Here is a 24,454-nt window from a genome sequence, read left to right on the forward strand (position 1 = left end):
TGCTTTAATAACATCTATAAAACTCTATAATTACAGCTAAATATACAAAAAAAAGAGCAGAAAAACTAAGTTTTCTACTCCTTAAATTATTATACTTATTACTTAAAGGACTTTTTCAGTGCCCTCTAAATTTAGAAAGCCTTTTTTATTTAAAACCACATCATTCCGCCTGATTTCTTTTCTTTTCCTGCAATTTTTCTAGTTTGTAGGTTAATGAAAACATTACGTAACGTCTTAGCACTACGTTTTCTTCATCTCTAATTGATGTCGCTGTGATGTTTCTTGTTGCGTTTTGATTTTGATTCAACATGTCATATACTTTCACTTTGGCCATCAATTTCTTTTGATAAAAACTATAAGACAAACTGGTATTCCATAAGTAGAAATCTTTCTTGAATCCGCTTGCTATGTTTGAGTTGTATGTGTATCCAAAGTCGTTTCCGAAAGTCCAATTTTTTGGCCAAAAACTCGTCACTTGTAAGTTCAATCGATGAGTAAAATTGGATGCCGATTCAATCACATAATTTGAGAAATTAGTTTTGCTAAAGGAATAATTGTACGATGGATTAATCGTTAACAATTCGCCATATTCGTAAGTAAAATTAACTCTTGGATTGAATGTGTAAGTTTTTGCACTAAACAATTCACCATCGGTATAACCTTTTGACAAACCAAAATTATTGTTTGCTCTTAATTCAAATCTATATTTATGACCTTCTTTTTTGATGGATTTATTCCAGTATAAACCAAACCACGAATTATATGTGCCAGATACATTTTCGTATGAAGTAGTTCGTTTTCTATTAGCATCAAATGTTGTTGAAAAGACGATTTGATTATCGTAAAAATTTCCTCCTGTATAAACTCCATATCCAGAACGCGTTGCGTAATCGAAATCTCTATAAGAAAAATAAATACCGTGATTTTGATTCAAATCTAAATTTGGATTCCCAATTATAGTATTCAATGGATTGGCTAAATCTTCAACTGGCAAAATTTGTCTTGCAGTTGGAAGCGTGTAAGAGTAATTGTAGTTAATCCATAAGTTTTTACTTTTTGAAAAACGATAACTAGCATAAGTGTTTATATAGGGTAAAACAAATTCTTTTTCTAAACTGGTTTTTACATTTAAATATTCTGAATCATTATCAAAATTGATTAATGTTGTTCCTATATTCAAATTGAAATTCATTTTTTTGCTATTGTACGCTAAACCTGTGTTTGGGGTAATTGTTCGTTCTAACGAATTAAAAACATTAGATAATTCATCATTTGCAATCGAATAAGTTTCATTTGTTGCATCAAAATCAAAAGAATTTCTTCTATCTCTATTTCTATCCATTTTATATTCTACACCCAATTTTACTTGAAGTGAATCTGTAATTGGTTGATAAAACTCTAGTTCAGCCCTATAATTGGAGCTTATGTTTTTAGAATTATTGGTCTGATTCCTGACATCATCTGGATCGGCTCCTTGATAAAAAATAGTTGTTGATCTAACAATTTCATCTTCTTTTGTGTTAGAATTTTCGCTATCAAAAACAAAACTTAAACTCTTCCCTTTTCTTTTAAATGATTTGGTAAAAGACAAAGTATTATTGAACGAGTCATTATTGTTTTCATAGAAATTGTTTGAGCTACTTTCGTTTAAAAGAGCATTAGCTGCATCAAAAGAAGATTGAGAAGCAACATTTCTATTTTTGTTATTCGACTTTGTGAAATTTGGCTCTAATGATATTGTTGTTAATGAATCTATTTTAAATTCAAATAATGATGTAACATTATGAACATATCTGTCTTCGTTTGTATTTGAATTTGAGTTTGTTGAGAAATTTCCAGAAGGTAAAAAATTAGTCAAACTAGTTCTATTGGTGTTCTTAGAATTTGCTCCAGAATAAAAATAACTTAAGGAAGTTTCTGCATCTTTAAACCATTCATCAGAATAATTCAATCCAACTAAATTAGACTGCGTAATCCCTTTATTTCCTCCAAAACTTCTTCCGTTTATTCCAAACGAACCGTTGTCACCAATCCAGACACTCCTATTTCTTCCGCCACCCATATTATCAAAAACTTCATCCATTGAGAACCCAGTTGCATTGATATTATTGGAAGATGCCAAAACACTAATTTTTCGTTTATTTTTAAAATAATTCACCAAAGTACTAGATTCATATCGTTTATCAGAACCACGTCCGCCCATGAACTTGCCAAAAAATCCTTTGTTTTTATCTTCGTCAATGGTTAGATTTATACTGGCCGTATTGGCACTTGCTGCAGCACCTGTTTGCTCTTCTTTTTTAGTTTTAGTGTCAGAAACTTGAACTTTATTGATGATATCTGAAGGCAAATTTTGTAGCGCAATTTTACCATCTTTATCAAAAAATGGTTTTCCGTTGACTAGGATTTGATTTACTTCTTTTCCGTTTACCGTGATTTTTCCATCAGCGTCAATTTCTACGCCTGGTAATTGCTTTAATAAAGTTTCAACATTAGCATCTGGACGCACCTTAAATGAAGATGCATTAAACTCTAAAGTGTCTTTTTTAATTCTAATTGGAGGAGTTTCTTTCTTGATGATGACTTCATCTAGATTATTTATAGCAACTTTTAATGCTAAAGTTCCAAAATCTTTGTCGGCAGATACATTCTCTAAAGGTATTTTATATTCATCATAAGTTACAAAAGACACTTTTAGAAAAACTGGTTTGTCAATTTTCTTCAATTTGAAATCAAATTTTCCAAATTTATCTGTAATCGTATAATCAATCACGGTAGAATCTTTGGCTGATGAAAGATAAACTGTTGCAGATTCTATTGGTAATTTGGTTACTTCATCAATTACTTTTCCTTTTAAATTAAAGGTATTTTGACCATAAGTAAAGGAACAGAATACAATTGCAAGTACGACGTAGAAAGTTTTAGGCATAAATTTATTGGTTAGTTTTTCTAAATAACTACGAAATAAAGACTTTAGTATTTAAAGAAATAATTTCTTACAAAACTTTAACATAAGTAAATAAAAAAACGCCCAATTTCTTGGACGTTTTTTTTATTATTTCTTCTTTTTAGTTGTCTTTTTTACAACTTTCTTTTTTGTAGTTATAGGAGCTTTAGTTTCGGGTATTATTGGGTCTGCTCCTCATTTCAACAATTTCATAGACTCTAAAGCATAATTATTTGTTGGATCTAAAGCTAAAGTTTTACTGAAAAACTCTTTTGCTTTTACTTTATCAGTATTAGCATAGAATGCTGCAATACTGTTATAAGATTCTGTAATTTTTGCTTTGTTTTTAGCTATTTCTTCGTCACCTTTAGGTAATACGATATCTAAATATTTTTGATAAGTAGCTGCCATCACCTCATCTTTTTCTAAAGAACTATTAATTCTAGCTTTGTATAAATATGCCTCTTGATAAGTTGGTGATGCTGTAATTACATTATCCATGGCTTTATCAGCTTTATCTAAACTTACAAGGTCAATAGTTTTAGCATCTTTTCCTCTGTTGATTGTGAAAACAGAAAGACCATAGTATACATTATCTTCAAGATAGTTTTTTGACGTTGGGTTAGAAATTGCTGCTTCAAAAATAGCTGAAGAAACATCATACAACTTTTGTCCAAAATACTTTTTACCAATTTCGTTCAAACCATTTGCTAAAACTGGCTCCATATTAAGAGCTTTCTGAATCTCAGCTGCTCCATTTTTTAACATTGTTGCGTCAACTGTTTTCCCATCTGCACCAATTGATTTTTTTACAAGAGCTAATCCTAAGTAATAATAATCACCAGGAATTACTTTAGTTCCTTTAGCAATAAATTCATTAAGTGCTGTAATAGCTGCTTCTGTATTTCCATTTTCATAAGCAGAGTAACCTAAATAACGTAGAATTCTTGGATTAACTTTATCTAGTTTTTTCATTTCATTTGCTTCTGCTTCTAGAGCTACATAATCTCTTGCTAAGATTAAGAAGTCTGCATGACGCATACGAGATGTCAATGAATAATCTGTTAATTTCATGTACTCATTATAGCTATCTAATGCTTTTTTGATGTTTTCTGTGTAAGTAGAAGGTTTATTGTTAGCCCACAAATAGTAGGTTTCTGCTAATTCTCTATAAACAGGACCATAACTTTTGTTGATTGCAATAACTTCATCATACGCTTTAATTGATTCTCTATAAGCTTTAGCACCTTTTAACAAAACACCCAATTGCATTTTAGCTCTAATCAAAGAACTATCAGATTGGTAAGCGCTTCTATAAGCTGAATATGCTTCATTTTGATTTTTTTCACCATAGTATGCATCACCTAAAGCTAAGTGTATGTATGCATTAGTTGGATTTGCAACTTTGGCTTTATTCAAAACTTCAATCGCTGCTTTATAGTCAGGTTTGTCAGCATTCATATAAGCTTTTGCAATATAGATGTACTCTTCCACATCTTTCTTTTTAAGATCTTTAGTTACTGCATCAAATTTAGATTTTGCAGCTGCAACATTACCACTATTCAATTCTAATTGACCTAGACCAATGTTATTGATTTTTCCTTCTTCAGAAGATAAACCTCTGTCAAAAGAAATTTTTGCAGAATCCTCGATGTTTTGAGTTAGATATATATTCCCTAAAAGAAATGATGCTCTACCATTACTTTTGGTTTGAATAATACTCTTTAATAATGACTTAGCTTTTTCATACTGTTCAGCATCAATCGCTTTTCTAGCTTGATCTAAGTCTTGTGCTTGGCTCACTGCGGCTGAAGCTAACAAAGCAATACTGAAAATTTTAAATTTGCTCATCTTATTGTAATTTATTTCTTGTTTTCTATTTGATTTCTAATTCTAATATTTCGGCTTGGTTCTCTCATTGGAGAAAGTCCCGATTGTGTAATTATTCTTTGTCCTATCTCTCCGGCTATGAATGAAGCAAAGCCCATTCCTAATCCTTCATATCCTTGACAATTGATAATATACAAAACACGTGCCAAAGGGTATGCTCTACTTCCTATGTTCTCTTGTGATGGGTAAACATACTTGTTATCAGTAGTTTTCACACTTAAAATTTTTACACTATTTACATATTTTTGCATTGCTGCTTTTGGTTGTGTCAACCAATTTATTCCAACTACACCAATCATTCCATCATTTTCTGAAACATGTTTTATTACTTCATCATTAGTTTTGAATGAAAAAACACCTTCACTTGGTAGTGATTCTATCTTTGCTAATCTGCATAAATAGCTAACTGTACTTGAGTTAGGGTTGTCAAAAACCAATCCTTTTATGCTGTTTTTAGTTCCTTTTAAATAATCAATTACTTCTTTTAAATCAATTAAAGTATCGTTTGATTTTGTATTCTTTATAAATGTTATGGCATCTATTGCAAATGCTGTAGTTCTAGGTTTAATTTTTTTCTGATTAAAAATAGCTGTTTCCTCCTTATTTAATTCTCTAGAAAGTACGATAATTCCTGATTTTTCATTTGTAAAATCAATAACGCTTTCTTTTTCAGATTTTGGAAGCAAAGTTATTTTTGCATCATACTGTGTCTCAAAAATAGTTACTTGATCTTCAACAATTGGCATTAAAGTTTCATCTACTAAAATTGTAGTTTTTCCTTCAATGATTGTGTCTGACTTAGGATCATTTATATCTTTTTTCACACATGATATTACAATTCCTAAAATAAGAATTGGAACTAAAATCAAAAATAAAATCTTTTTATTCTTCATCATTGTTAGTATTAAAATATCTATAGAATCTGAAAAAACCGTAAGCCATTAATAATATTCCTAGAGCTATTCTATATTGTGGTTGCAATCGTATTGGAAAACTAGTCCAAAAAATTAGCACAATACCAAATGTTAAATAAATCAAAAAAAACAAAAATCCTATAAATAGAAGAAATCGCTCGTTAAGCGATTTCTTCTTATAGTTTAAAATTAATTTCTTAATCATTACTATTCTTCTTGAGGAGCTTGAAGCGTGATAGGCAATTGGTAAGAACATCTTACTTTTTTACCATTTTGTTCAGCTGGAGTCCATTTTGGAGATTTTCTCAATACTCTTTCTGCTTCTTTTCCGGTTCCGTAACCGATATCTCTTAAAACTTTGATATCTGTTAATGAACCATCTTTTTCAACTACGAATTGAATAAAAACTTTTCCACCCGGACTATCCGAAGGTACATTATAGTTGTTTTCGATAAATTTATAAAACTTTGCCATACCACCCGGAAACTCAGGTTTTTGTTCGATACCAGCTGAATTATAAATTGTATTATCTTCCTCAACTACTGCAGGCCCTTTTGGTCCGTCACCTGGAGGTGTTAAAACTAAATCGGCATTTGGATCACCTTTGATGTCCTCTTTACCAAGATTTTTGTCTTTAATATCCTCAATTTTAACAATTTCTTCTGTAACCTCATTTGTTTTTGCCACTACTGGCTTAACAAATTTTACTTGATCCACTTTTGGTGGAGGCGGTGGAGGTGGCGGAAGATTTTCTTTAGGTTTTTCTTCTTTTGGTGGTAATTTTACTGTTGTAATTTTCTCATTTAATGACAAATCATCATCAGAAGAATCTGGGATTAAATTTATCAATAATGGAGTTGCCACTGCAAAAGAGAAAATAACCGCACCAATTATTAAAGCACGAACATTGGTCTTAGTATTGTCTTTACGCAATTCATAAGCACCATAACTTTTGTTACGTCCTTCAAAAACGATGTCTAGCCATTTATTATTTAATAGGTCTAACTTCATTTTGTTTCTTTTTATTGTTAGTACTTATTTAGCACCTTTATTAAGTTCTTCAGCTAATTTTTTCTCTGGATCAGAAAAATCATTAACTATTGCATAAGTAGGCACTTTACATATTGCCATTTCATCTAGGATATCAACTAAGTTTTTGTAAGTTGATTTTTTAGTAGGTTTGATAATTACAATTAAACCTTTATCCTTATCACCTGTTACCTCTGGAACTGATTTAACTTTAGGAAGTAAAACACTACGAATTCCTTCTTTTCCATAACCAATATCTTGAGGTTTCCCTCCTGGTTCTGGAGTTTCAATAAGTCCATGAAACCATTTGATTTTATCATTATCTCCAAGAATAACAGTAACTGTCCTTCTTTGGTCAACTTTAATATCAGCAGGTGGAGTATCATCAGTTTCTTTGTCAGGCAAACCTAAATCCATTGCTTTGGGTTTAGATAACGAGGTCGTTAACATGAAGAACGTGATTAATAAGAATGCTAAATCCACCATTGCTGTTAAGTCAACTTTAGAATTTTGCTTTTTACTTCTTACTTTTCCGCCTTTGCCACCGCCACCGTCGCCGGTATTTAATTCAGCCATTTTCTACTATCTTTTTTGAATTAATAATTTTTACCTCTTGTACCAGTAACTAAATTGAAGCTATTGATTTTTTGGTCCTGTAAAATATCCATAATTTTTTTAATTTTTGGATATTCTTGTTTAGCATCACCTCTAATGGCGAAGTCGAGATCTTTTTCTTTACCTAATTCAATATTTGCTTGACGAGCAGTATAAATCCAATCTTTTAATTGATTGTCTAAAGAATCCATTGGGATTCCTGGTTGTAAACCTGCTTTATTTCTTTCTGCGCCTTTCATAGCAATAATTTGTTTAAGAGCTTGTATTGGCACTCCAAATTCATCAATTAGAGCAAATTGAGCTGATTCTTCTGGTGTAAATTTTATTTTATACATATTACCCATTAACTCAAGTGTTTTTTCGCGAACATCTCTGTCCTTCATTCCAAAAAACACTTTATCTTTTCCTTCACTTTTACCAACAGTCAACGTCACTAAACCAGTTTCAGGAAGTTTCACCTCTACTGTTGACGCTGGCGTTTCTACAGGCAATGGCTCAGGAGTCTTTGCTGTAGCTGTCAAAATGAAGAACGTAAGCAAAAGGAAAGCTACGTCACACATTGCTGTCATGTCGATAGATGCCGCCTTTTTAGACATTTTTATTTTTGCCATTTGTTATATATTTTTTTATTTAACACATATATAATTAGGTGCTAAAAAAAAGTTACTATTATTTTAAACTTCCTCTCAATCTTCTGTAAGTATTCACGATTGCTGTTCCAGCTTCGTCGATAGAATACGTTAAAGTATCGATTTTAGAAGTAAATAAGTTGTAAGTAATAATTGCTAAAGCAGAAGTAGAAATTCCTGTCGCAGTATTGATAAGTGCTTCAGAAATACCATTTGCTAATAAAGCTTGGTCAGGAGTACCAGCAGTTGCTAATGCACCAAACGCTTTAATCATACCAGTTACTGTTCCTAATAATCCTGCAAGAGTTCCTAAAGATACTAATGTAGAAAGAATAGTCATGTGTTTTTCTAACATTGGCATTTCTAATGAAGTAGCTTCTTCGATTTCTTTGTGAATCATTTCAGCAGCTTCTTCGCTTGAAAAACCTTCTTTTTTAACATCTTGGTATTTAACTAATGCAGCTCTAATAGCATTTGCTACTGAACCTTTTTGTTTGTCACAAGCATCGATTGCATCTTCAATGTTACCACCAGCAATGCTAGATTGAACTTTTTTCATGAATGCATCTAAGTTACCTTTTCCAGCAGCTTTAGAAATAACGAAATATCTTTCGAAAGAGAAAACGATTACCATTAATAATAATCCCATTAAGACTGGTACAATTGGACCTCCTTTGTATACCATCGCTAAATAATTTCCAGGAAGTGGATGTCCTGTGTTTACTCCACCTTCGAAGTTTGCACCATTACCCATAATAAAGTTCCAAATAATCCATCCAACAAAAATACATGCTACGATGATAATTCCAGAAATCATTCCTCCTCCGTTTGAACCGTTGTCTTTTTTAACGTTTGCCATTTTTTAAAATTTTAAGTTTTTAATAATTTATAAGTTTTAGTTGTAAGTAAACTTGAATAGGAGCAAATTTAATTTTTTAGTTTAAATAAAAAAACTTTTTTTGTTATTTATAACATTATCTTAAATCATACAAATTCATAGTATTTATTCTATTGAAAATTTAATTTTAATGTTAAATGTTTAAAAGTTTCAATTATAACTAATTAAAAACTCAATAAATCCTAATCTTAATAACGTTTAATTAACTGCATTTATTATTAATATAGAGGTGAAAAAAGTAGAAAAGGTTGGGAAGAGGTGAAAAAATGAATCATATAAGGACATTAAGAGAAGTAAAAAAATGTATTATATTCGCTTTATATTAAAAAATCATTCTAATTTTCATAATAATGAGTAAAAAAGATAACTTCATTCAGCACATTAACGAAGGTTACACTTCTAAAGGAGAAAGTATAATTCTAGGAGCTGCAATTTTAGACGCCGAACCTGTTGGAGAAACTCAAGTTAGAATTCCATTGAAAACATTAAACCGTCATGGATTAATTGCAGGAGCAACTGGAACTGGAAAAACTAAAACCATTCAAGTGCTTTCTGAGCAATTGTCTTCTTTTGGAATTCCTGTTTTAATGATGGATATCAAAGGTGATTTTTCTGGGATAGCACAACCTGGTGAAGAGAAACCTTTTATTACTGAGCGTCACGCAAAAATAAATATTCCCTACGCTACAAGTTCTTTTCCTGTTGAGCTAATGACACTTTCTGCTCAAGATGGCGTGAGAATGAGAGCAACCATTTCTGAATTTGGACCTGTTTTATTTTCAAGAATATTAGATTTAAATGATACTCAAGCTGGAGTGATGGCGGTTATCTTTAAATATTGTGATGATAACAAAATGCCTTTATTGGATTTAAAAGACATTAAAAAAGTCCTTAATTATATCACCGAAGAGGGAAAAGATGAAATTTCTGAAAACTACGGAAAGATTTCAACGGCTACGACCGGAACAATTCTGAGAAAAATTATTGAATTGGAACAACAAGGAGGTGATTTCTTTTTTGGAGAAAAATCATTCGAAATTGATGATTTGATGAGAATCGACGAAAACGGAAAAGGATACATTAATATATTACGTCTAACGGATATTCAAGATAAACCTAAATTATTCTCGACATTTATGTTGAGTTTGTTGGCTGAAATCTATCAGCAAATGCCTGAAAAAGGTGATGTTGATCAACCTGAATTAGTTTTGTTTATTGATGAGGCACACTTAATTTTTGACGAAGCAAGTAAAGTTCTTTTAGATCAAATAGAAACAATTATCAAGCTTATTCGTTCAAAAGGAATTGGCGTTTACTTTGTAACACAAAATCCTATGGATATTCCTAAAGGTGTTTTGGCGCAATTAGGTTTAAAAATTCAGCATGCATTGAGAGCTTTTACAGCAAATGATAGACAAGCCATCAAACAAACTGCAGATAATTATCCAACTTCTGATTACTATCAAACCGATGAAGTTTTGACTTCGCTTGGAATTGGAGAAGCCTTTGTTACTGCATTAAATGAAAAAGGAATTCCAACACCTTTGGCTGCAACAATGCTTCGCGCTCCTCAAAGTAGAATGGATATTTTAGTGGATTCAGAAATTGAAGCTATCAATGCCAAATCGAAACTTGTAAAAAAATATGCCGAAGAAATCGACAGAGAAAGTGCTTACGAAATTCTGAATAAAAAAATTGAAGAAGCGTTTGAACAAGCTGAAGAAACAGAAGTTGAAGAAAAGAAAAGCAATGAACCAAGCACCGCTGAAGTTATTGGTAAATCGGTGACAAAAGTGGTAACAAGTGCTAGTTTCATTCGTGGAGTTTTTGGTATACTGATGAAGTTATTTAAGAAATAAATTTGATAACTTTTTCATAATCAATTTATAAGATTTTTTTTATACTTTTGTTTGTAACGTTACGCAACCTTTGTAATCCTCTTGCATCTTAAAGTTAAAACTATTGATTATGAGAAAATTCTACACCATATTATCCCTTATTCTATTCACAGCAATTGCTCAGTCGCAAATTGTAAACATTCCTGATGCTAATTTTAAAAGTTTTTTACTTTCCTATCAACCTGTTATTGATACAAATGGTGATAATCAAATTCAAAATAGTGAAGCTTTAAATGTGACAACTTTAGATATACAAAGCTATAATACCACAAATTTAACAGGAATTGAAGCGTTTACTAATCTTCAAAGTTTAACTTTTAACACCTCTGCAACCTCTGTAAATTTGACTGGATTAGTGAATCTTGAAAATCTTTATAGTCAAGGCAATCAACTAGTTTCTCTAGATGTATCTATGTTGTCTAACCTACGAATATTAAATTGTTCTACTACTTACTTAACAAATTTAAATGTAACTGGTTTAACAAATTTAATTGATTTAAATTGTTTTGGATGTTCTAACCTATCATCTTTAAACCTTACTGGTCTAACTAATTTACAAAACTTAAACTGTTCTTATTGTGATCAATTAACCACTTTAAATTTAAATGGTTTAGTCAATCTTCAAAACTTAGATTGTTCTGATTTGGGTGGATTAACAAATTTGGATGTAAGTTCACTAGTCAATCTTCAAAATCTAAATTGCTCAGGAAATAATTTAACTTCACTGGATGTTAGCAACTTAAATGCGCTAACAAATCTACATTGTTCCTATAATTATATACAAACTTTAACAACTACAGGAGCAAACAATATAACTCAATTAAATTGTAGATATAATGCTTTATCATCATTAACAGTTAATAATATGCTAAATCTACAAATTCTGGATTGTGAATCACAAGGAGGCGGTGGAATATCTAATTTAGATTTAACTGGATTAAGTAGTTTAAACTTTCTAAGTTGCAGTGGTAATAATTTAAACACTCTAGATGTTACCAATTTGGTTAATCTTACACATTTAAGCTGTAGTGATAATTCTATAGGAACATTAAACTTGTCTAATTTAAACTTATTAACTCATTTAGAATGTTCGCTAAATCCTCTAACATCTTTAAATGTTTCTAACCTAATTAATTTGACTTTTCTAGGTTGTGCTTCAAATCAATTAAGTACTCTAAACGTAACTCCATTGATTAACCTTATAACACTAAACTGTGGACAAAATAACCTAACTAATCTTGATGTCTCAAGTTTAATAAGCCTTAGTAATTTAGTTTGTAGTGGAAATCAATTAACAAGTCTTGATGTATCAAATTCACAATACATTAGCAATTTAAATTGTTCAAACAATCAATTATCTAGCATTGATTTATCTAATCTTGGATATTTAATTTATATAAATGTTGCTAATAATTTATTTACTTCAATAGATCTAAGTAATACTGGATTAATCATTTCAACATCAACTAACATTCCTTCTTATGACTTCAATAGTAATCCAAATTTGACTTATATTAACCTAAAAAATGGACATCATATTGATTTTCTTTCTAGTTACATCTTTTTTAATTGTCCGAACTTAGCTTACATCTGTGTACAAGACCAATATATTCAATATATTCAGCAACAATTGCAATATGAAAATATTACAAATGTTCAAGTAAACTCTTATTGTAGCTTTGTTCCTGGTGGAGTAAACAATTCAATTACAGGAGCATTTACTTTAGACATCAATAATAATGGTTGCGATGTAAACGACTTACATCCTTATGATATAAAAATCAATATAAATGATGGAACTCTTTCTGGAGCTACTTTCACTAATAATAATGGCCTTTATAGTTTTTACAATCAAGCAGGAAATTTTGTTTTAACTCCACAATTTCAAAATCAATATTTTACAGTTTCTCCAACTGCGGCTACACTTAATTTTCCATCGCTGGATGGTTCTTCACAAACTCAAAACTTTTGTATTACACCTAATGGAATTCATAATGATTTAGACATTACTATAATTCCTATTCAGCCAGCCCAACCAGGATTTGACGCTTTATACAATATTGTTTATAAAAACAAAGGAAATCAAACACTTTCTGGAGCTATAAATTTTCAATTCAATGATGCTATATTAGATTACATTACTGCCAATCCAGTAGTTTCAAGTCAATCTTTAAATAATTTAAATTGGAATTTTAGTAATTTATTTCCACTTGAAAGCAGAAACATATTTTTAACCTTAAATGTAAATGCTCCAACAGAAATTCCTCCTGTAAATATTAATGATGAATTGGTGTTTACTTCTACAATAAACCCAATTTCTGGAGATGAAACAGCTTCAGACAATGTCTTCAATCTGAATCAAATAGTGGTTGGTTCTTATGATCCAAATGACAAAACGTGTTTAGAAGGTACAACAATTTCTCCAACAAAAATTGGTGATTATTTACACTATTTAATACGTTTTCAAAACTCTGGAACTGCTCCAGCAACAAATATTGTTGTAAAAGACATGATTGATGCTACAAAATTTGACATTAATACATTACAATTAATTACAACATCACATCCTCAAGTAACGAGAATAACAGGGAATAAAGTTGAGTTTATTTTTCAAGGAATTAATCTTCCTGCCGAACAAGACAATGAGCCTGCAAGTCATGGTTTTATTGCTTTTAAAATTAAAACTAAAAACAATTTAGTTCTTGGTAATTCGGTTTCTAATACTGCCGACATCTATTTTGACTATAATTTCCCAATAATTACAAACACAGCAACATCAACATTTACAGCACTTGGAGCAAACGAATTCGAAAATAAATCGGTTAGTGTTTATCCAAATCCAACCAAGAATATCTTGACTATAACTGCAAAAGAAAACATTACTTTTATTCAGTTATTCGATATTCAAGGACGATTAATTGAAACAAAATTAACTACTTCAACTGAAGCTAAATTTGATATATCTAAACAATTAGCTGGAATTTATTTTGTGAAAGTGTATACAGAAAATGGTGTGAAATTTGAAAAAATTATTAAGCAATAATGAAAAAATACTTAATCCAAAAAACACCTTTTGTAGTTCCAACTACTGATGGCAAATTGATTGAAGAACATCATGGAAAAGTCGCTACAAATAATAATGACATTTCAATTGCTCATATGGTTGCGCCACCAAAATGGAGTGAACCTTTTCAAACACCTGAATTTGAAGAATACACTTATATTATTTCAGGTAAAAAGCAATTCATTATTGAAGGTGAAGTTGTTGTTTTAGAAACTGGTCAATCTATAAAAATTGAAGCAAATACAAGAGTTCAATATTCTAATCCGTTTGATGAACCTTGTGAATATATTGCAATTTGCAAACCGGCATTCGATTTTACAAAAGTGCATCGAGAGGAAATTTAGTAAACAGTTTTCAGTTTTTGTAGAATCAAGTTCTCTACTTCTTCTGAATTCCAATTTTCTTGTATATTCTCTATTTTTAAAATTTCTTCCATGATTTTATTTTGAAAATCACCTATAGCTAAAGCTTCAGAATAAGGCTGTAAACTAAAAGTTACTCTACTATATAATGGCATCCATTTGTCAGGATGTTTGTCAGAAAACCATTTTTCAATTTTCTTTTGAAGAAGAAATTTTTCATCTGCGGTTTTCGAACTCATTTCCATGAAATTTCTATAGGAAAGTTCTGCAATAGCATCTGTATTTGGTTTTCTAGAGTTTTCGTAATCGTTTAACAAATTTGCCCAATCATCACCATATTTTTCAATCATATTATTTAAAACGGTAATATCTTCAAATCCAGCGTTCATTCCGTGACCATAAAATGGAACTATAGCATGACAAGCATCTCCAATTAGAGCAACTTTATCACTAAAAGTCCATGGGAAACACTTCATAGTAACTAAATAACTTGTTGGATTTTTAAAGAAATCTTCTACAAGATTTGGAATTACTTCTTTTGTATCTGGAAAATGTTTTGCGAAAAATTCAACTAATTGTTCCTTTGTTTTTAATTCTTCAAAAGAATTTTCTCCATCATGAGGCATAAACAATGTACAAGTAAATGTACCATCTAGATTGGCTAAAGCCATCAACATAAATTTACCTCTAGGCCAAATATGTAAAGAATTTTTATCTAATTTATGTGAACCATCTGCATTAGCAGGAATGTGTAATTCTTTGTAACCAATTTCTAAAAATTCTTGTGAATAATTAAACATACTCTGACGTTGCATTCTATGTCTAATTCTTGAAAAAGCTCCATCGGCACCAAAAGTTAAATCATAGTCTTTAGTAAACCACTCGCCTCTTTCAGTTTCTCCAATTGATATTGTTGCAGTAGTTAAATCAACATCCCAAACCTTTTCTTCAAAGAAAAATTCAACACCAGCTTTTTCAGCTAAATCAACCATTTTTTTATTTAATAAACCTCTAGAAAGCGAATAAATAACTTCACCATCTTTACCATAAAATTGTTCATTAACTGTATTTTCACCAACGTGAATAGCTCGTTTTTCAACAGGAATCCCAATTCCTAAGACCTCTTTCTCTAAGCCAACATCACTCAAAGCTCTAACACCTCTATCAGATAAAACTAAGTTTATAGATCTTCCAGAGAAATTTATTTTTCTAATATCTGGACTTCTATCATAAATATGAACAGTGTGACCTCTTCTTTTAAGATAAATTCCTAATAAAGTTCCAACTAATCCTGAACCTACAATGGCTATTTTTTTGGGAGTTTGCATTATATTTTTATAAGCGGTTTTGCAAATTTATCGAATTATATTTACATCTTACTGACAAAAACCAACTTTGTTGAAGTTTCCATAATCTCTTTCTTATTCATCTTCATTTTTCTGAATTTGCCTTGATTGTACATTTCGGCTTGGTCATTATAATGCTTACTCATTGGATTTCCTGAGTTTCCTGTTGGTAAAATACTCACACTATTTTCAACATCAGAAAAATCGATAATTCTTCTAGTTGAAGGTCCAGCTTTTACTTCATAAATTCCATTAGAAGGAAAGCCAAACATTAAATTATTAATCACTTCATTGCTTCCTGCTACTTCAAATTTTCCGACATTAAAAAATGAAGATAAAAGTTCAATTTGACCAATTGGATGAACGTGTTCCAAAGTATGAACCCTATTCCAAGTCCATTTTGAAATGTCATTTCCAAGTTGTTTTTCGAGTTCGGTAATGGATTCTTTAAATGATTTTGTTAGAATTTCTTTTCGAGTTTCTTTTTTATCTTTAGTTTTAGAATTATCCCACCAAACTGAATTTTCGTTAGCTACTTGAGGTTCAATTATTTGCTTAATTACATGTGTTGAAAGCAATGCCGAAAATTTAACTTTACCCAATTCGTCTTGAAACGTATTTTCTAAATATCTATAGATTAATTTATTATAAATTGTTGATTGAATAGTAGTTAATTCGTTTTCGCCATCCCATTTTACTAAAGAATACATTGCGTCTTTTTCTAAACGAGAAAAATCATTTGTATTCAAACTTGAAACAATTGATATTGCATTTTTTGCGGAATTGGTTGAAGTATTATCCAAAATCATTTTTTCAACATCCTTAGAAGTCCAATTGTTTTTTGGAAAAAGAATACTTTCAATTCTCATTGCTCTATCTTTTGGCAAATAATATCCAGGATACAAATAACCATCAACGGCTTCAGTTTGATTATTGGAAGAATACACATAATTCCAACTAGGATTTAAGGCTGTTGGATTTTTAGAAAAATCAAGAAACTCTTTTTTATCGTCTTCACCATTACTTCCATTTAAAATGAAATTTGGGTTGACATTTTTTGGTAATTTATACAATTTTCCTGCGGCTGTCCATGAGATATTATTTTGTGCATCACCATACATGATGTTTAATCCTGGCGCATGAATAAGCTCAATATTTGTTCTAAAATCAGTTATATTTTTAGAATGACTTAAATGATAAACTGCATCAAGAATTTGATTTTTTTGCTGCGTATAAATCCACGAAAGTGCAATAGGTTTGTCAGTAGAAATAGTATTCAAAACTCCATTCATAATGGGTCCATGAATGCTTTCCTTAATATTTAAAACAATATCGGAACTGTCTTTTACTTTGATGGTTTTTTTTCGATTCTTAAAATCTAAAAACTCATTTTTATACTTGTATTGATTTTCATCCTTCTGATTAATTTCCTCTTGAAACAAATCTATATCGTCGTTTTCAAACATCGTTAATCCATAAGCATAGTCTCGATTATGTCCTAAAAGTGGAAATGGAGTTCCTGCCAAATAGTAGCCATATATTTCGTAATCTGGACAAGAAATATGTGCTTCATACCAAGTGCAAGGTTGTGCAAAACCGATATGCGGATCGTTGGCAAAAATTACTTTTCCATTTTTGGTTTTTTGTGAACCAATTACCCAACTATTACTTCCAATAAATGCTGGAACTGGTGAATTGTCTAAAATACTTGCTACTTGTTTAGAAATCTCGGAATAATTAGAAACTTCGCCTTCAAAACTTTTTAATTGAACAGCACCAAAAGAACCATCAAGTCCAAAATCTTTCAAATATTCTGAACCCAAATTATCACGAATATCGGTCATTAAAGGATCAGTTTTTTGAGCCATTGCAAAACTAAAAGACATAAATCCGAAGATATTATAAACATCTTTTAGAGTAAATGGTTTCTTTTCTAATCCTAATAAAGTGTATTCGACTGGAGTTTTTCCGTTTTCAATGTATTGATTTATCCCATCAAGATAAGCCATTGATAATTTATAACTTTCTGAATTTTTATCAATATTCGCTACAGCTTTTTCAGAATTTTCATCAATACCTAAACCAACAAAAAACATATCTGTTTTAGAAACTTTATTCCCAAAAAGTTCCGATAATCTGCCAGCGGCAATTCTACGTAACAATTCCATTTGCCATAATCTATCTTGCGCATGAACATAACCTAAAACTACTTGAGCATCGGTTTGATTAGCAGCATAAATATGTGGAATTCCATATTCGTCAAAGAAAACTTCTGTGTTTTTAGAAATGTTTTTTATGTCAACTTCACCTTCGTATTGAGGTTTTGTTGTTTGAAGATAAATGTAAAGTGAAAGTGCAATTAGAAGTAGTAGTGCAACAAAAATAAGTAATGCTTTTTTGAATTTTTTCATAAAGTAAGATAAAACTCAAAGTTAAATAAAAAATCCGCAACAATTACTGCTGCGGATTTTAAAAATTTTATTTTAAAATTTTATTTTTTACTACTGTCAATTATTGCTCCTGTTCCAGCGCCAACTCCAGCTCCAGCAAGTCCGCCAATAATGGCACCTTCTCCTTTTTTCTTGCTAATCGCTGCACCAGTTATTGCACCAACTCCAGCACCAATTACAGCGCCTTTTGCTGCTCCACTCCAACCTTTTCTTTTTGTTGTTGATGTTGTTGTTGCTCCTGATGACTGAGTTTTTGTAGTATTATTAACTACAATTACTTCTTTCTCTTTTGCGATTTTAGCAGCGTCAACTTTCATCGAATCAATAATTCTTTGTTTTTCTGCTACAACTTTCATTGAATCAATAACAACTTGTTTTTCTGAATCTACAACACCAGATTTGTCTGAATTTTTACAAGAAGTAAAAAACATCATTCCTAAAATTGTTACCGAAACTAATAAATTCCTCATATATAATTTTTTATATTTTTTTAAAGGTACGTTATTACTAGCTGATAAGTTTTTTAAGGTGTTTAATTTAACGTTTCCTAAAACTTACTTTCTTGGAAACTCTATTTTTGTCCCAACATTCAATCCGTTATTTTTGGCTAAAACACCACACATGTGAAATAACATTCTTGCTCCTACATTTCCATCCCAATCGTCGTTTTCGCCTGGCGCTACTTCTACCAAGTCGAAACCTATGATTTCTTTGCCACTTTCGGCTAATTTGTTGAATAAATAGGTAGCTTGTTCAAATGAAAATCCGCCTGGAACTGGAGTTCCTGTATTAGGACAATACCATGGATACATTCCGTCGATATCAAAAGAGATGCAAACTTTTTGTGGCAGTGAAGCAATGATTGCATCGCATTGTTGTTGCCAAGTCATTCCTTCAAAAGTTTCTTTTTTCAAATCGGAATCGGTATGAACTAAAACTCTTCCGTTTTCTGATTTTACAACGTCAACTTCTTGCTCACAGAAATCGCGAATTCCAACTTGAACGATTTTAGAAATCTGCGGAATTTGTAACGCATTGTACATAATTGATGCATGCGAATAAGTAAAACCTTCGTAGGCAATACGCAAATCCATGTGCGCATCAAGGTGTAAAATTCCGAAATTATCGTGTTTGGTTGCCAAAGCTTCGTAATAACCAAGTGGTGTTGAATGGTCACCTCCAAGAAGAACGACCTTTTTACCTTGGTTCATCCAATGCAAAACCGTTTCTCTAACTTCTGAATGCAAATCTCTACAAACAGTATTTATTTTATCTAAATCGGCTTTCAATGCAGGAATTTCAAACACATCTTGACCGTCTTCCAATGCTTCTATAATGGGTTGAGCTAATGCTTTGTATTTATCAGAATTGGTTTTCCATGAATCTGGAATTTCTGCGTAATACATTCCTAGTTTCCATAATTCTGGAAAATCTTGATGATTCAAATCCACTTGAAAAGAAGCATCCAAAACAGCTTCTGGACCTTCTGAAGCACCAGCTCCATAACTTACAGTTACTTCCCAAGGCACAGGAATTATTATGATTTCTGATTGTTCTGATGAAAATGGCAATCCGAAAATAGTTGCATCAGCTAATCCTGGTTGTGATGGATCGAAAGTATTTATTATCTCTTGTTTAGTCATTTTGATAGTTTCAAAGTTTGAAAGCAGCAAAGTTAGTGTTTAAAGTATTTTTTTGAAACTATTTTTTCATCAAATCAAAATATACATATGATAATTGTCATCTTTTTTGCAAGCTAAAAAAGTCATCTTTGACGATTACAATTATTAATAATTATTTAGGTATGAATAAAATAAATGCACATACTTTTCATATTCCAGTTATGGGATTGGCCTACACTATTGATAGTCCGATTCGAGTGGCTCAGTATGGAATATCGTCGGTAATTTCGATTACTGATGATGAAGTTATTGAAAAAATGCGAGCGTTTTACAGCGAAAAATTTGAACAACCTTATCAAGAAATCACACAAAAGTTTCACGATTATAGAGCTGAAAGAATTACTCATTATTTGAATTTGGTAGATACTATCGTTAAAGAAAAGTTTGAAAATTTCAAAAACGAATTGGCGGAAAGCAAAACTTCATTGGAGAATTATATTGCCATGTTGCCGAACAAATCGGATTTGAAAAAAGGATTACAAGGTTTTATTGACGACGGAATTACGATAAAAGAAACTATCAAAAGTTATCTTGAACAACATCTTGCTCCTGGTGATATTGATGTGAATATTATGACCAAAGTCGATAAAGATAATTTTGATAAAAACGATCAATTACCAGTAGAATTCAATGATGCTCACGCAGCACTTCGTGGATTTGCCAATAGTAATTTGACTTCATCAGTTGTACTTTCTGCAGGAATGAATCCGAGATTGTATAGCTATTTTGAAAATTTTAAAGACTTTTTTCCAGATTTTAATTCAGATTTAAAAAAGAAAATCATTTTGAAAGTAAGCGATTTTCGTTCGGCTATGATTCAAGGGAATTTCTTGGCTAAAAAAGGACTTTGGGTTTCGGAATACAGAATCGAGTCGGGTTTGAATTGTGGCGGACACGCTTTTGCTACTGATGGTTATTTGATGGGACCAATTTTGGAAGAATTCAAAGAAAAGAAAAATCAATTGGTGCAATCGGCTCATGATTTATTGGTGAAAGCTTTAGGACAAAAAGAAATGCCTGTTCCAGAAAAACCATTAGCATTAAAAATCACGGCTCAAGGTGGTGTTGGAACGGCTGAAGAACATGAATTTTTATTAGAAAATTATAATTTAGACTCCATTGGTTGGGGTTCTCCATTTTTGTTGGTTCCAGAAGCAACTTCGCTTGATAATGAAACTAGAGCTTTATTGGCTAATGCAAAAGAAGACGATTTTTATTTGAGCAATATTTCACCACTTGGCGTTCCATTTAATTCGGTTAGAGGAACTTCTAATGAGTATTGGAAACAAAAAAGAATTGACGAAAATAATGCTGGAAGTTCTTGTCCGAAACGATTATTGGCATTAAGCAAAGAACACGACGACAAAGGTTTGTGCATGGCTTCGAAGAAATACCAAGATATAAAATTGGAAGAATTAGAAGCTAAAAAAGACGACATTTCTTCAAATGAATTTGATAAAATCAAAAATAAAATTACTGAAAAAGCATGTCTTTGCGTTGGATTAGTAAACGCTGCTTATTTAGAAAATGATATTAAAATAAAAGGGCAACAACAAGGAATTGTGATTTGTCCTGGACCAAATTTAGCTTATTTTGATACTGAAATTTCTTTGGCTGATATGGTAAAACACATTTATGGAAATGCGAGTGTAATGACTGATGCCAATCGTCCGAATGTTTTTGTAAAAGAATTGAGAATGTATGTTGAGTATTTAAGAAACGAGATTTCTGAATATACCAACGAACTTTCATCTGGTCAAATAAAAAAATGGAATTCGTTTAAGAATAATTTATTAGAAGGAATTAACTATTATCAAAACCTATTTGATACAACGGAATTCTTTAAAAACGAAAAGACTAAAATTCAAAATCAAATAAAACAATATCAATTGGAATTGCATGAAATAGAAATTCCTAGTTTGGTTTTGGCATAGTTTTTTTGCCACGGATTTTACAGATTTATACGGATTATCACAGATTAAAAAAAGGAATCTCTTTACAATTGTAGCGAAATTCCTTTTTTTTGATTTGAAATAGTTATCTGTTTTCTAAAATTCCTTGTTTAAGAATCTGTCCAAAGTTGTACATATCTTCATACGAAGTATATAACGGAACTGGAGCAAGACGAATTACATTTGGTTCGCGCCAATCGGTTATGACACCATTGCTCATTAAATAGTCAAACAAACTTCTTCCTTCTCCATGAAGAAAAACTGATAATTGACAAGCTCTTTCTTCTTGGTTGGATGGAGTAATTACTTCAAATGTGCTATCTACTTCTTTGTCTATTTCGTGAAGAATAAATTCTAAATAAGCTGTTATTTGATTTCTTTTTGCGATTAGTTTATCCATTCCAACTTCAGCAAATAGTTCAACTGATGCTAAATATGGTGCAAGAGAAAGAATTGGTAAATTAGAAACTTGCCATCCGTCAGCGCCGTGAACTGGATCGAAAGTTGGTTCCATTTTGAAACGTCTTTCTTTGTTGTGTCCCCACCAACCAGCGAATCTTGGTAAGTTAGAATGATGGTGCTTTTCGTGAACAAAAACGCCTGACGCATTTCCTGGTCCGGAATTCATATATTTGTAAGAACACCAAGCTGCAAAATCTACATTCCAATCGTGTAATTCTAATTTTATATTTCCAGCTGCGTGCGCAAGGTCGAAACCTACGTTTGCTCCTACTTTGTGTCCTGCTTCGGTGATGGTTTTCATATCGAAAACTTGACCTGTGTAATAATTTACGCCGCCAAATAATACTAAAGCTAATTCATCTCCGACTTCTTCAATTTTAGCTAAAATGTCTTCTAAACGAATGTTGTGCTCGCCTTCGCGTCTTTTGATTTCGACAATTGCATCTTCTGGTTTAAATCCGTGATGATTGACTTGAGATTGAAACATATATTGGTCTGACGGAAATGCTTTTTCTTCGCAGATAATTTTATAACGTGTTTTTGTTGGACGATAAAACGAAACCATCAATAAGTGTAGATTGATAGTTAACGTATTCATTACCGAAACTTCTGAAGGTTTTGCTCCTACAATTTTGCTTAATGGCTCTGCAAAACGTTCTTGATAATCCCACCAAGGTTTTTCAGCATAAAAATGACCTTCGACAGCAAGATTTGCCCAATCGTTCATTACTTCATCAACATAGGTTTTTGCAGACTTTGGTTGTAAACCAAGTGAATTCCCTGTGAAGTAAATCACGTCTTTACCATCATGTTTTGGAAAGATGAATTCTTGTCTGTATTTTTTTAATTCGTCTTGAGCATCTAATTGTTGAGCGAATTGGAGATTATTTTGAAATGTCATTGTGTGATTTGTTTGTGGTGTAAATGTAAAGAAAAAAGAGAATAGAGAAAAGAAAAAAGACTTTTGAAAATTGATTTTGTATAAGACAATTGCCAACTAGCCCTGATGCTGAAATTGTTTGAGCTCTTTTTCTAATGTTGCCTTCGAGAACCTCAGGCAACATTAGAAAAAAGCGAGTTTCAGCAGCAGGAAAATGGATTGCAAGAATGCGGTAGATTCGCTCCAAAAAAAAATCTCACCATTTCTGATGAGATTTATTAAAGGAATCTGAAACAAGTTCAGATTAAATTATCAACATTGCGTCGCCGTAAGAATAGAATTTATAACCTTCTTTGATAGCTTCTTCGTATGCTTTTTTCATTAAATCGTGTCCACAGAATGCTGAAATCATCATTAATAATGTTGACTTAGGCGTGTGAAAATTAGTAATCATTGCATCTGCAATACTGAAATCGTATGGTGGAAAAATGAATTTGTTTGTCCAACCATCGAACGGATTTAATGTTCTTTGTGATGAAACTGAACTTTCAATAGCACGCATTGAAGTTGTTCCTACACAACAGATTCTTTTCTTTTTAGCTTTGGCATTGTTTACAATATCACAAGCTAATTGGTTAATTTTTAACTCTTCTGAATCCATTTTGTGTTTAGATAAATCTTCAACTTCAACTGGATTGAAAGTTCCTAAACCTACGTGAAGCGTTACTTCTGCAAAGTCAACTCCTTTGATTTCTAATCTTTTCAAAAGGTGTTTTGAGAAGTGTAAACCGGCAGTTGGAGCTGCTACTGCACCTTCTTCTTTTGCATAGATGGTTTGGTAACGTTCTGCATCTTCTTCAGTTACTTCACGATTAATGTATTTTGGGATTGGAGTTTCTCCAAGTTCTGTTAATTTATTTCTGAATTCTTCGTAAGAACCATCGTAAAGGAAACGCAAAGTTCTTCCACGAGAAGTGGTGTTGTCGATAACTTCAGCTACTAATGAATCGTCATCTCCAAAATATAATTTGTTTCCAATTCTAATTTTACGAGCAGGATCAACTAAAACATCCCAAAGGCGTTGCTCTGCATTTAGTTCTCTTAACAAGAAAACTTCAATTCTTGCACCTGTTTTTTCTTTGTTTCCATACATACGTGCTGGAAAAACTTTGGTGTTGTTAAGAATCATTACATCGCCATCACCAAAATAATCGATAACGTCTTTGAACATTTTATGTTCGATAGTTCCTTTTTTTCTGTCGATAACCATTAAACGAGATTCGTCACGGTTTTCTGCTGGATATTCAGCAAGTAATTCTACTGGTAAATTGAATTGAAAATGAGATAATTTCATAATTAAATTTTAGATATTAGATATTAAATTTTAGATATTGAAATCATAAAAATTAAATCGAGTGCAAATATACGATTGTGAA

17 protein-coding genes are annotated in these 24,454 nt (G+C 31.5%); 4 read left to right on the top strand and 13 right to left on the bottom strand.

Features of this window, described 5'->3' with window-relative positions; genetic code table 11:
* Positions 1 to 160: 160 nt before the first annotated feature.
* From ACIQ06_RS07735 to ACIQ06_RS07765, 7 genes are all read right to left on the bottom strand, one after another.
* Positions 161 to 2,929, bottom strand: a complete 2,769-nt coding sequence (locus tag ACIQ06_RS07735) for an outer membrane beta-barrel protein (RefSeq protein ID WP_396145144.1) — start codon at positions 2,927 to 2,929, stop codon at positions 161 to 163.
* A 213-nt stretch (positions 2,930 to 3,142) separates the two neighbouring features.
* Positions 3,143 to 4,798 (bottom strand): tetratricopeptide repeat protein, encoded by a 1,656-nt coding sequence (locus ACIQ06_RS07740; RefSeq protein WP_396145146.1) that lies wholly within the window; start codon positions 4,796 to 4,798, stop codon positions 3,143 to 3,145.
* 11 nt (positions 4,799 to 4,809) lie between these two features.
* The gene (locus tag ACIQ06_RS07745) at positions 4,810 to 5,733 is read right to left on the bottom strand and encodes a PstS family phosphate ABC transporter substrate-binding protein (RefSeq protein ID WP_396145148.1); all 924 of its coding nucleotides are present in this window, start codon (positions 5,731 to 5,733) and stop codon (positions 4,810 to 4,812) included.
* A gap of 225 nt (positions 5,734 to 5,958) precedes the next feature.
* Entirely contained in the window at positions 5,959 to 6,762 is an 804-nt protein-coding gene (locus ACIQ06_RS07750; RefSeq protein ID WP_396145150.1) for an energy transducer TonB, read from the bottom strand.
* A gap of 24 nt (positions 6,763 to 6,786) precedes the next feature.
* A complete protein-coding gene (locus ACIQ06_RS07755) occupies positions 6,787 to 7,356 on the bottom strand; it encodes an ExbD/TolR family protein (RefSeq protein ID WP_396145153.1) in 570 nt (189 codons plus the stop codon).
* A gap of 20 nt (positions 7,357 to 7,376) precedes the next feature.
* Positions 7,377 to 8,006, bottom strand: coding sequence for an ExbD/TolR family protein (locus ACIQ06_RS07760; RefSeq protein ID WP_396145155.1), 630 nt, complete (start codon positions 8,004 to 8,006; stop codon positions 7,377 to 7,379).
* Between the two features lie 58 nt (positions 8,007 to 8,064).
* Positions 8,065 to 8,883, bottom strand: a complete 819-nt coding sequence (locus ACIQ06_RS07765; protein ID WP_396145158.1) for a MotA/TolQ/ExbB proton channel family protein — start codon at positions 8,881 to 8,883, stop codon at positions 8,065 to 8,067.
* Positions 8,884 to 9,272: 389 nt separating this feature from the next.
* Here ACIQ06_RS07765 and ACIQ06_RS07770 point away from each other — a divergent pair, with 389 nt between their 5' ends.
* The 3 genes from ACIQ06_RS07770 (at position 9,273) to ACIQ06_RS07780 (ending at position 14,228) form a co-directional block, all read left to right on the top strand.
* Positions 9,273 to 10,781, top strand: coding sequence for a helicase HerA-like domain-containing protein (locus ACIQ06_RS07770; RefSeq protein ID WP_396145160.1), 1,509 nt, complete (start codon positions 9,273 to 9,275; stop codon positions 10,779 to 10,781).
* 109 nt (positions 10,782 to 10,890) lie between these two features.
* On the top strand, positions 10,891 to 13,863 hold the full coding sequence (locus tag ACIQ06_RS07775; protein ID WP_396145162.1) for a T9SS type A sorting domain-containing protein: 2,973 nt from the start codon (positions 10,891 to 10,893) through the stop codon (positions 13,861 to 13,863).
* Positions 13,863 to 14,228, top strand: a complete 366-nt coding sequence (locus ACIQ06_RS07780) for a cupin domain-containing protein (RefSeq protein ID WP_396145164.1) — start codon at positions 13,863 to 13,865, stop codon at positions 14,226 to 14,228. Before ACIQ06_RS07775 ends, ACIQ06_RS07780 begins: the two co-directional genes overlap by 1 nt.
* Here ACIQ06_RS07780 and ACIQ06_RS07785 read toward each other — a convergent pair.
* The 4 genes from ACIQ06_RS07785 to ACIQ06_RS07800 all read right to left on the bottom strand — a co-directional run bounded on the left by ACIQ06_RS07785 (position 14,225) and on the right by ACIQ06_RS07800 (position 19,685).
* Entirely contained in the window at positions 14,225 to 15,574 is a 1,350-nt protein-coding gene (locus ACIQ06_RS07785) for an FAD-dependent oxidoreductase (protein WP_396145166.1), read from the bottom strand. The genes ACIQ06_RS07780 and ACIQ06_RS07785 overlap by 4 nt on opposite strands.
* Before the next feature lie 41 nt (positions 15,575 to 15,615).
* Entirely contained in the window at positions 15,616 to 18,003 is a 2,388-nt protein-coding gene (locus tag ACIQ06_RS07790; protein WP_396145168.1) for a penicillin acylase family protein, read from the bottom strand.
* Positions 18,004 to 18,083: 80 nt separating this feature from the next.
* Positions 18,084 to 18,512: a glycine zipper family protein gene (locus ACIQ06_RS07795; protein WP_396145170.1), complete on the bottom strand. Its 429-nt coding sequence runs from the start codon at positions 18,510 to 18,512 to the stop codon at positions 18,084 to 18,086.
* An 84-nt stretch (positions 18,513 to 18,596) separates the two neighbouring features.
* The gene (locus ACIQ06_RS07800) at positions 18,597 to 19,685 is read right to left on the bottom strand and encodes an agmatinase family protein (protein ID WP_396145172.1); all 1,089 of its coding nucleotides are present in this window, start codon (positions 19,683 to 19,685) and stop codon (positions 18,597 to 18,599) included.
* Between the two features lie 161 nt (positions 19,686 to 19,846).
* Between ACIQ06_RS07800 and ACIQ06_RS07805 the strand changes: the two genes are divergently transcribed.
* A complete protein-coding gene (locus ACIQ06_RS07805) occupies positions 19,847 to 21,658 on the top strand; it encodes a hypothetical protein (RefSeq protein ID WP_396145284.1) in 1,812 nt (603 codons plus the stop codon).
* A 103-nt stretch (positions 21,659 to 21,761) separates the two neighbouring features.
* On the opposite strand, the gene kynU is transcribed toward ACIQ06_RS07805, so the two are convergent.
* A complete protein-coding gene (gene kynU / locus ACIQ06_RS07810; RefSeq protein ID WP_396145174.1) occupies positions 21,762 to 23,039 on the bottom strand; it encodes a kynureninase in 1,278 nt (425 codons plus the stop codon).
* A gap of 283 nt (positions 23,040 to 23,322) precedes the next feature.
* Positions 23,323 to 24,372 (bottom strand): tRNA preQ1(34) S-adenosylmethionine ribosyltransferase-isomerase QueA, encoded by a 1,050-nt coding sequence (gene queA / locus ACIQ06_RS07815; protein ID WP_345090442.1) that lies wholly within the window; start codon positions 24,370 to 24,372, stop codon positions 23,323 to 23,325.
* Positions 24,373 to 24,454: the final 82 nt, after the last annotated feature.

Origin of the sequence: Flavobacterium sp. (assembly GCF_044341265.1) — a bacterium.
GTDB lineage: Bacteria > Bacteroidota > Bacteroidia > Flavobacteriales > Flavobacteriaceae > Flavobacterium.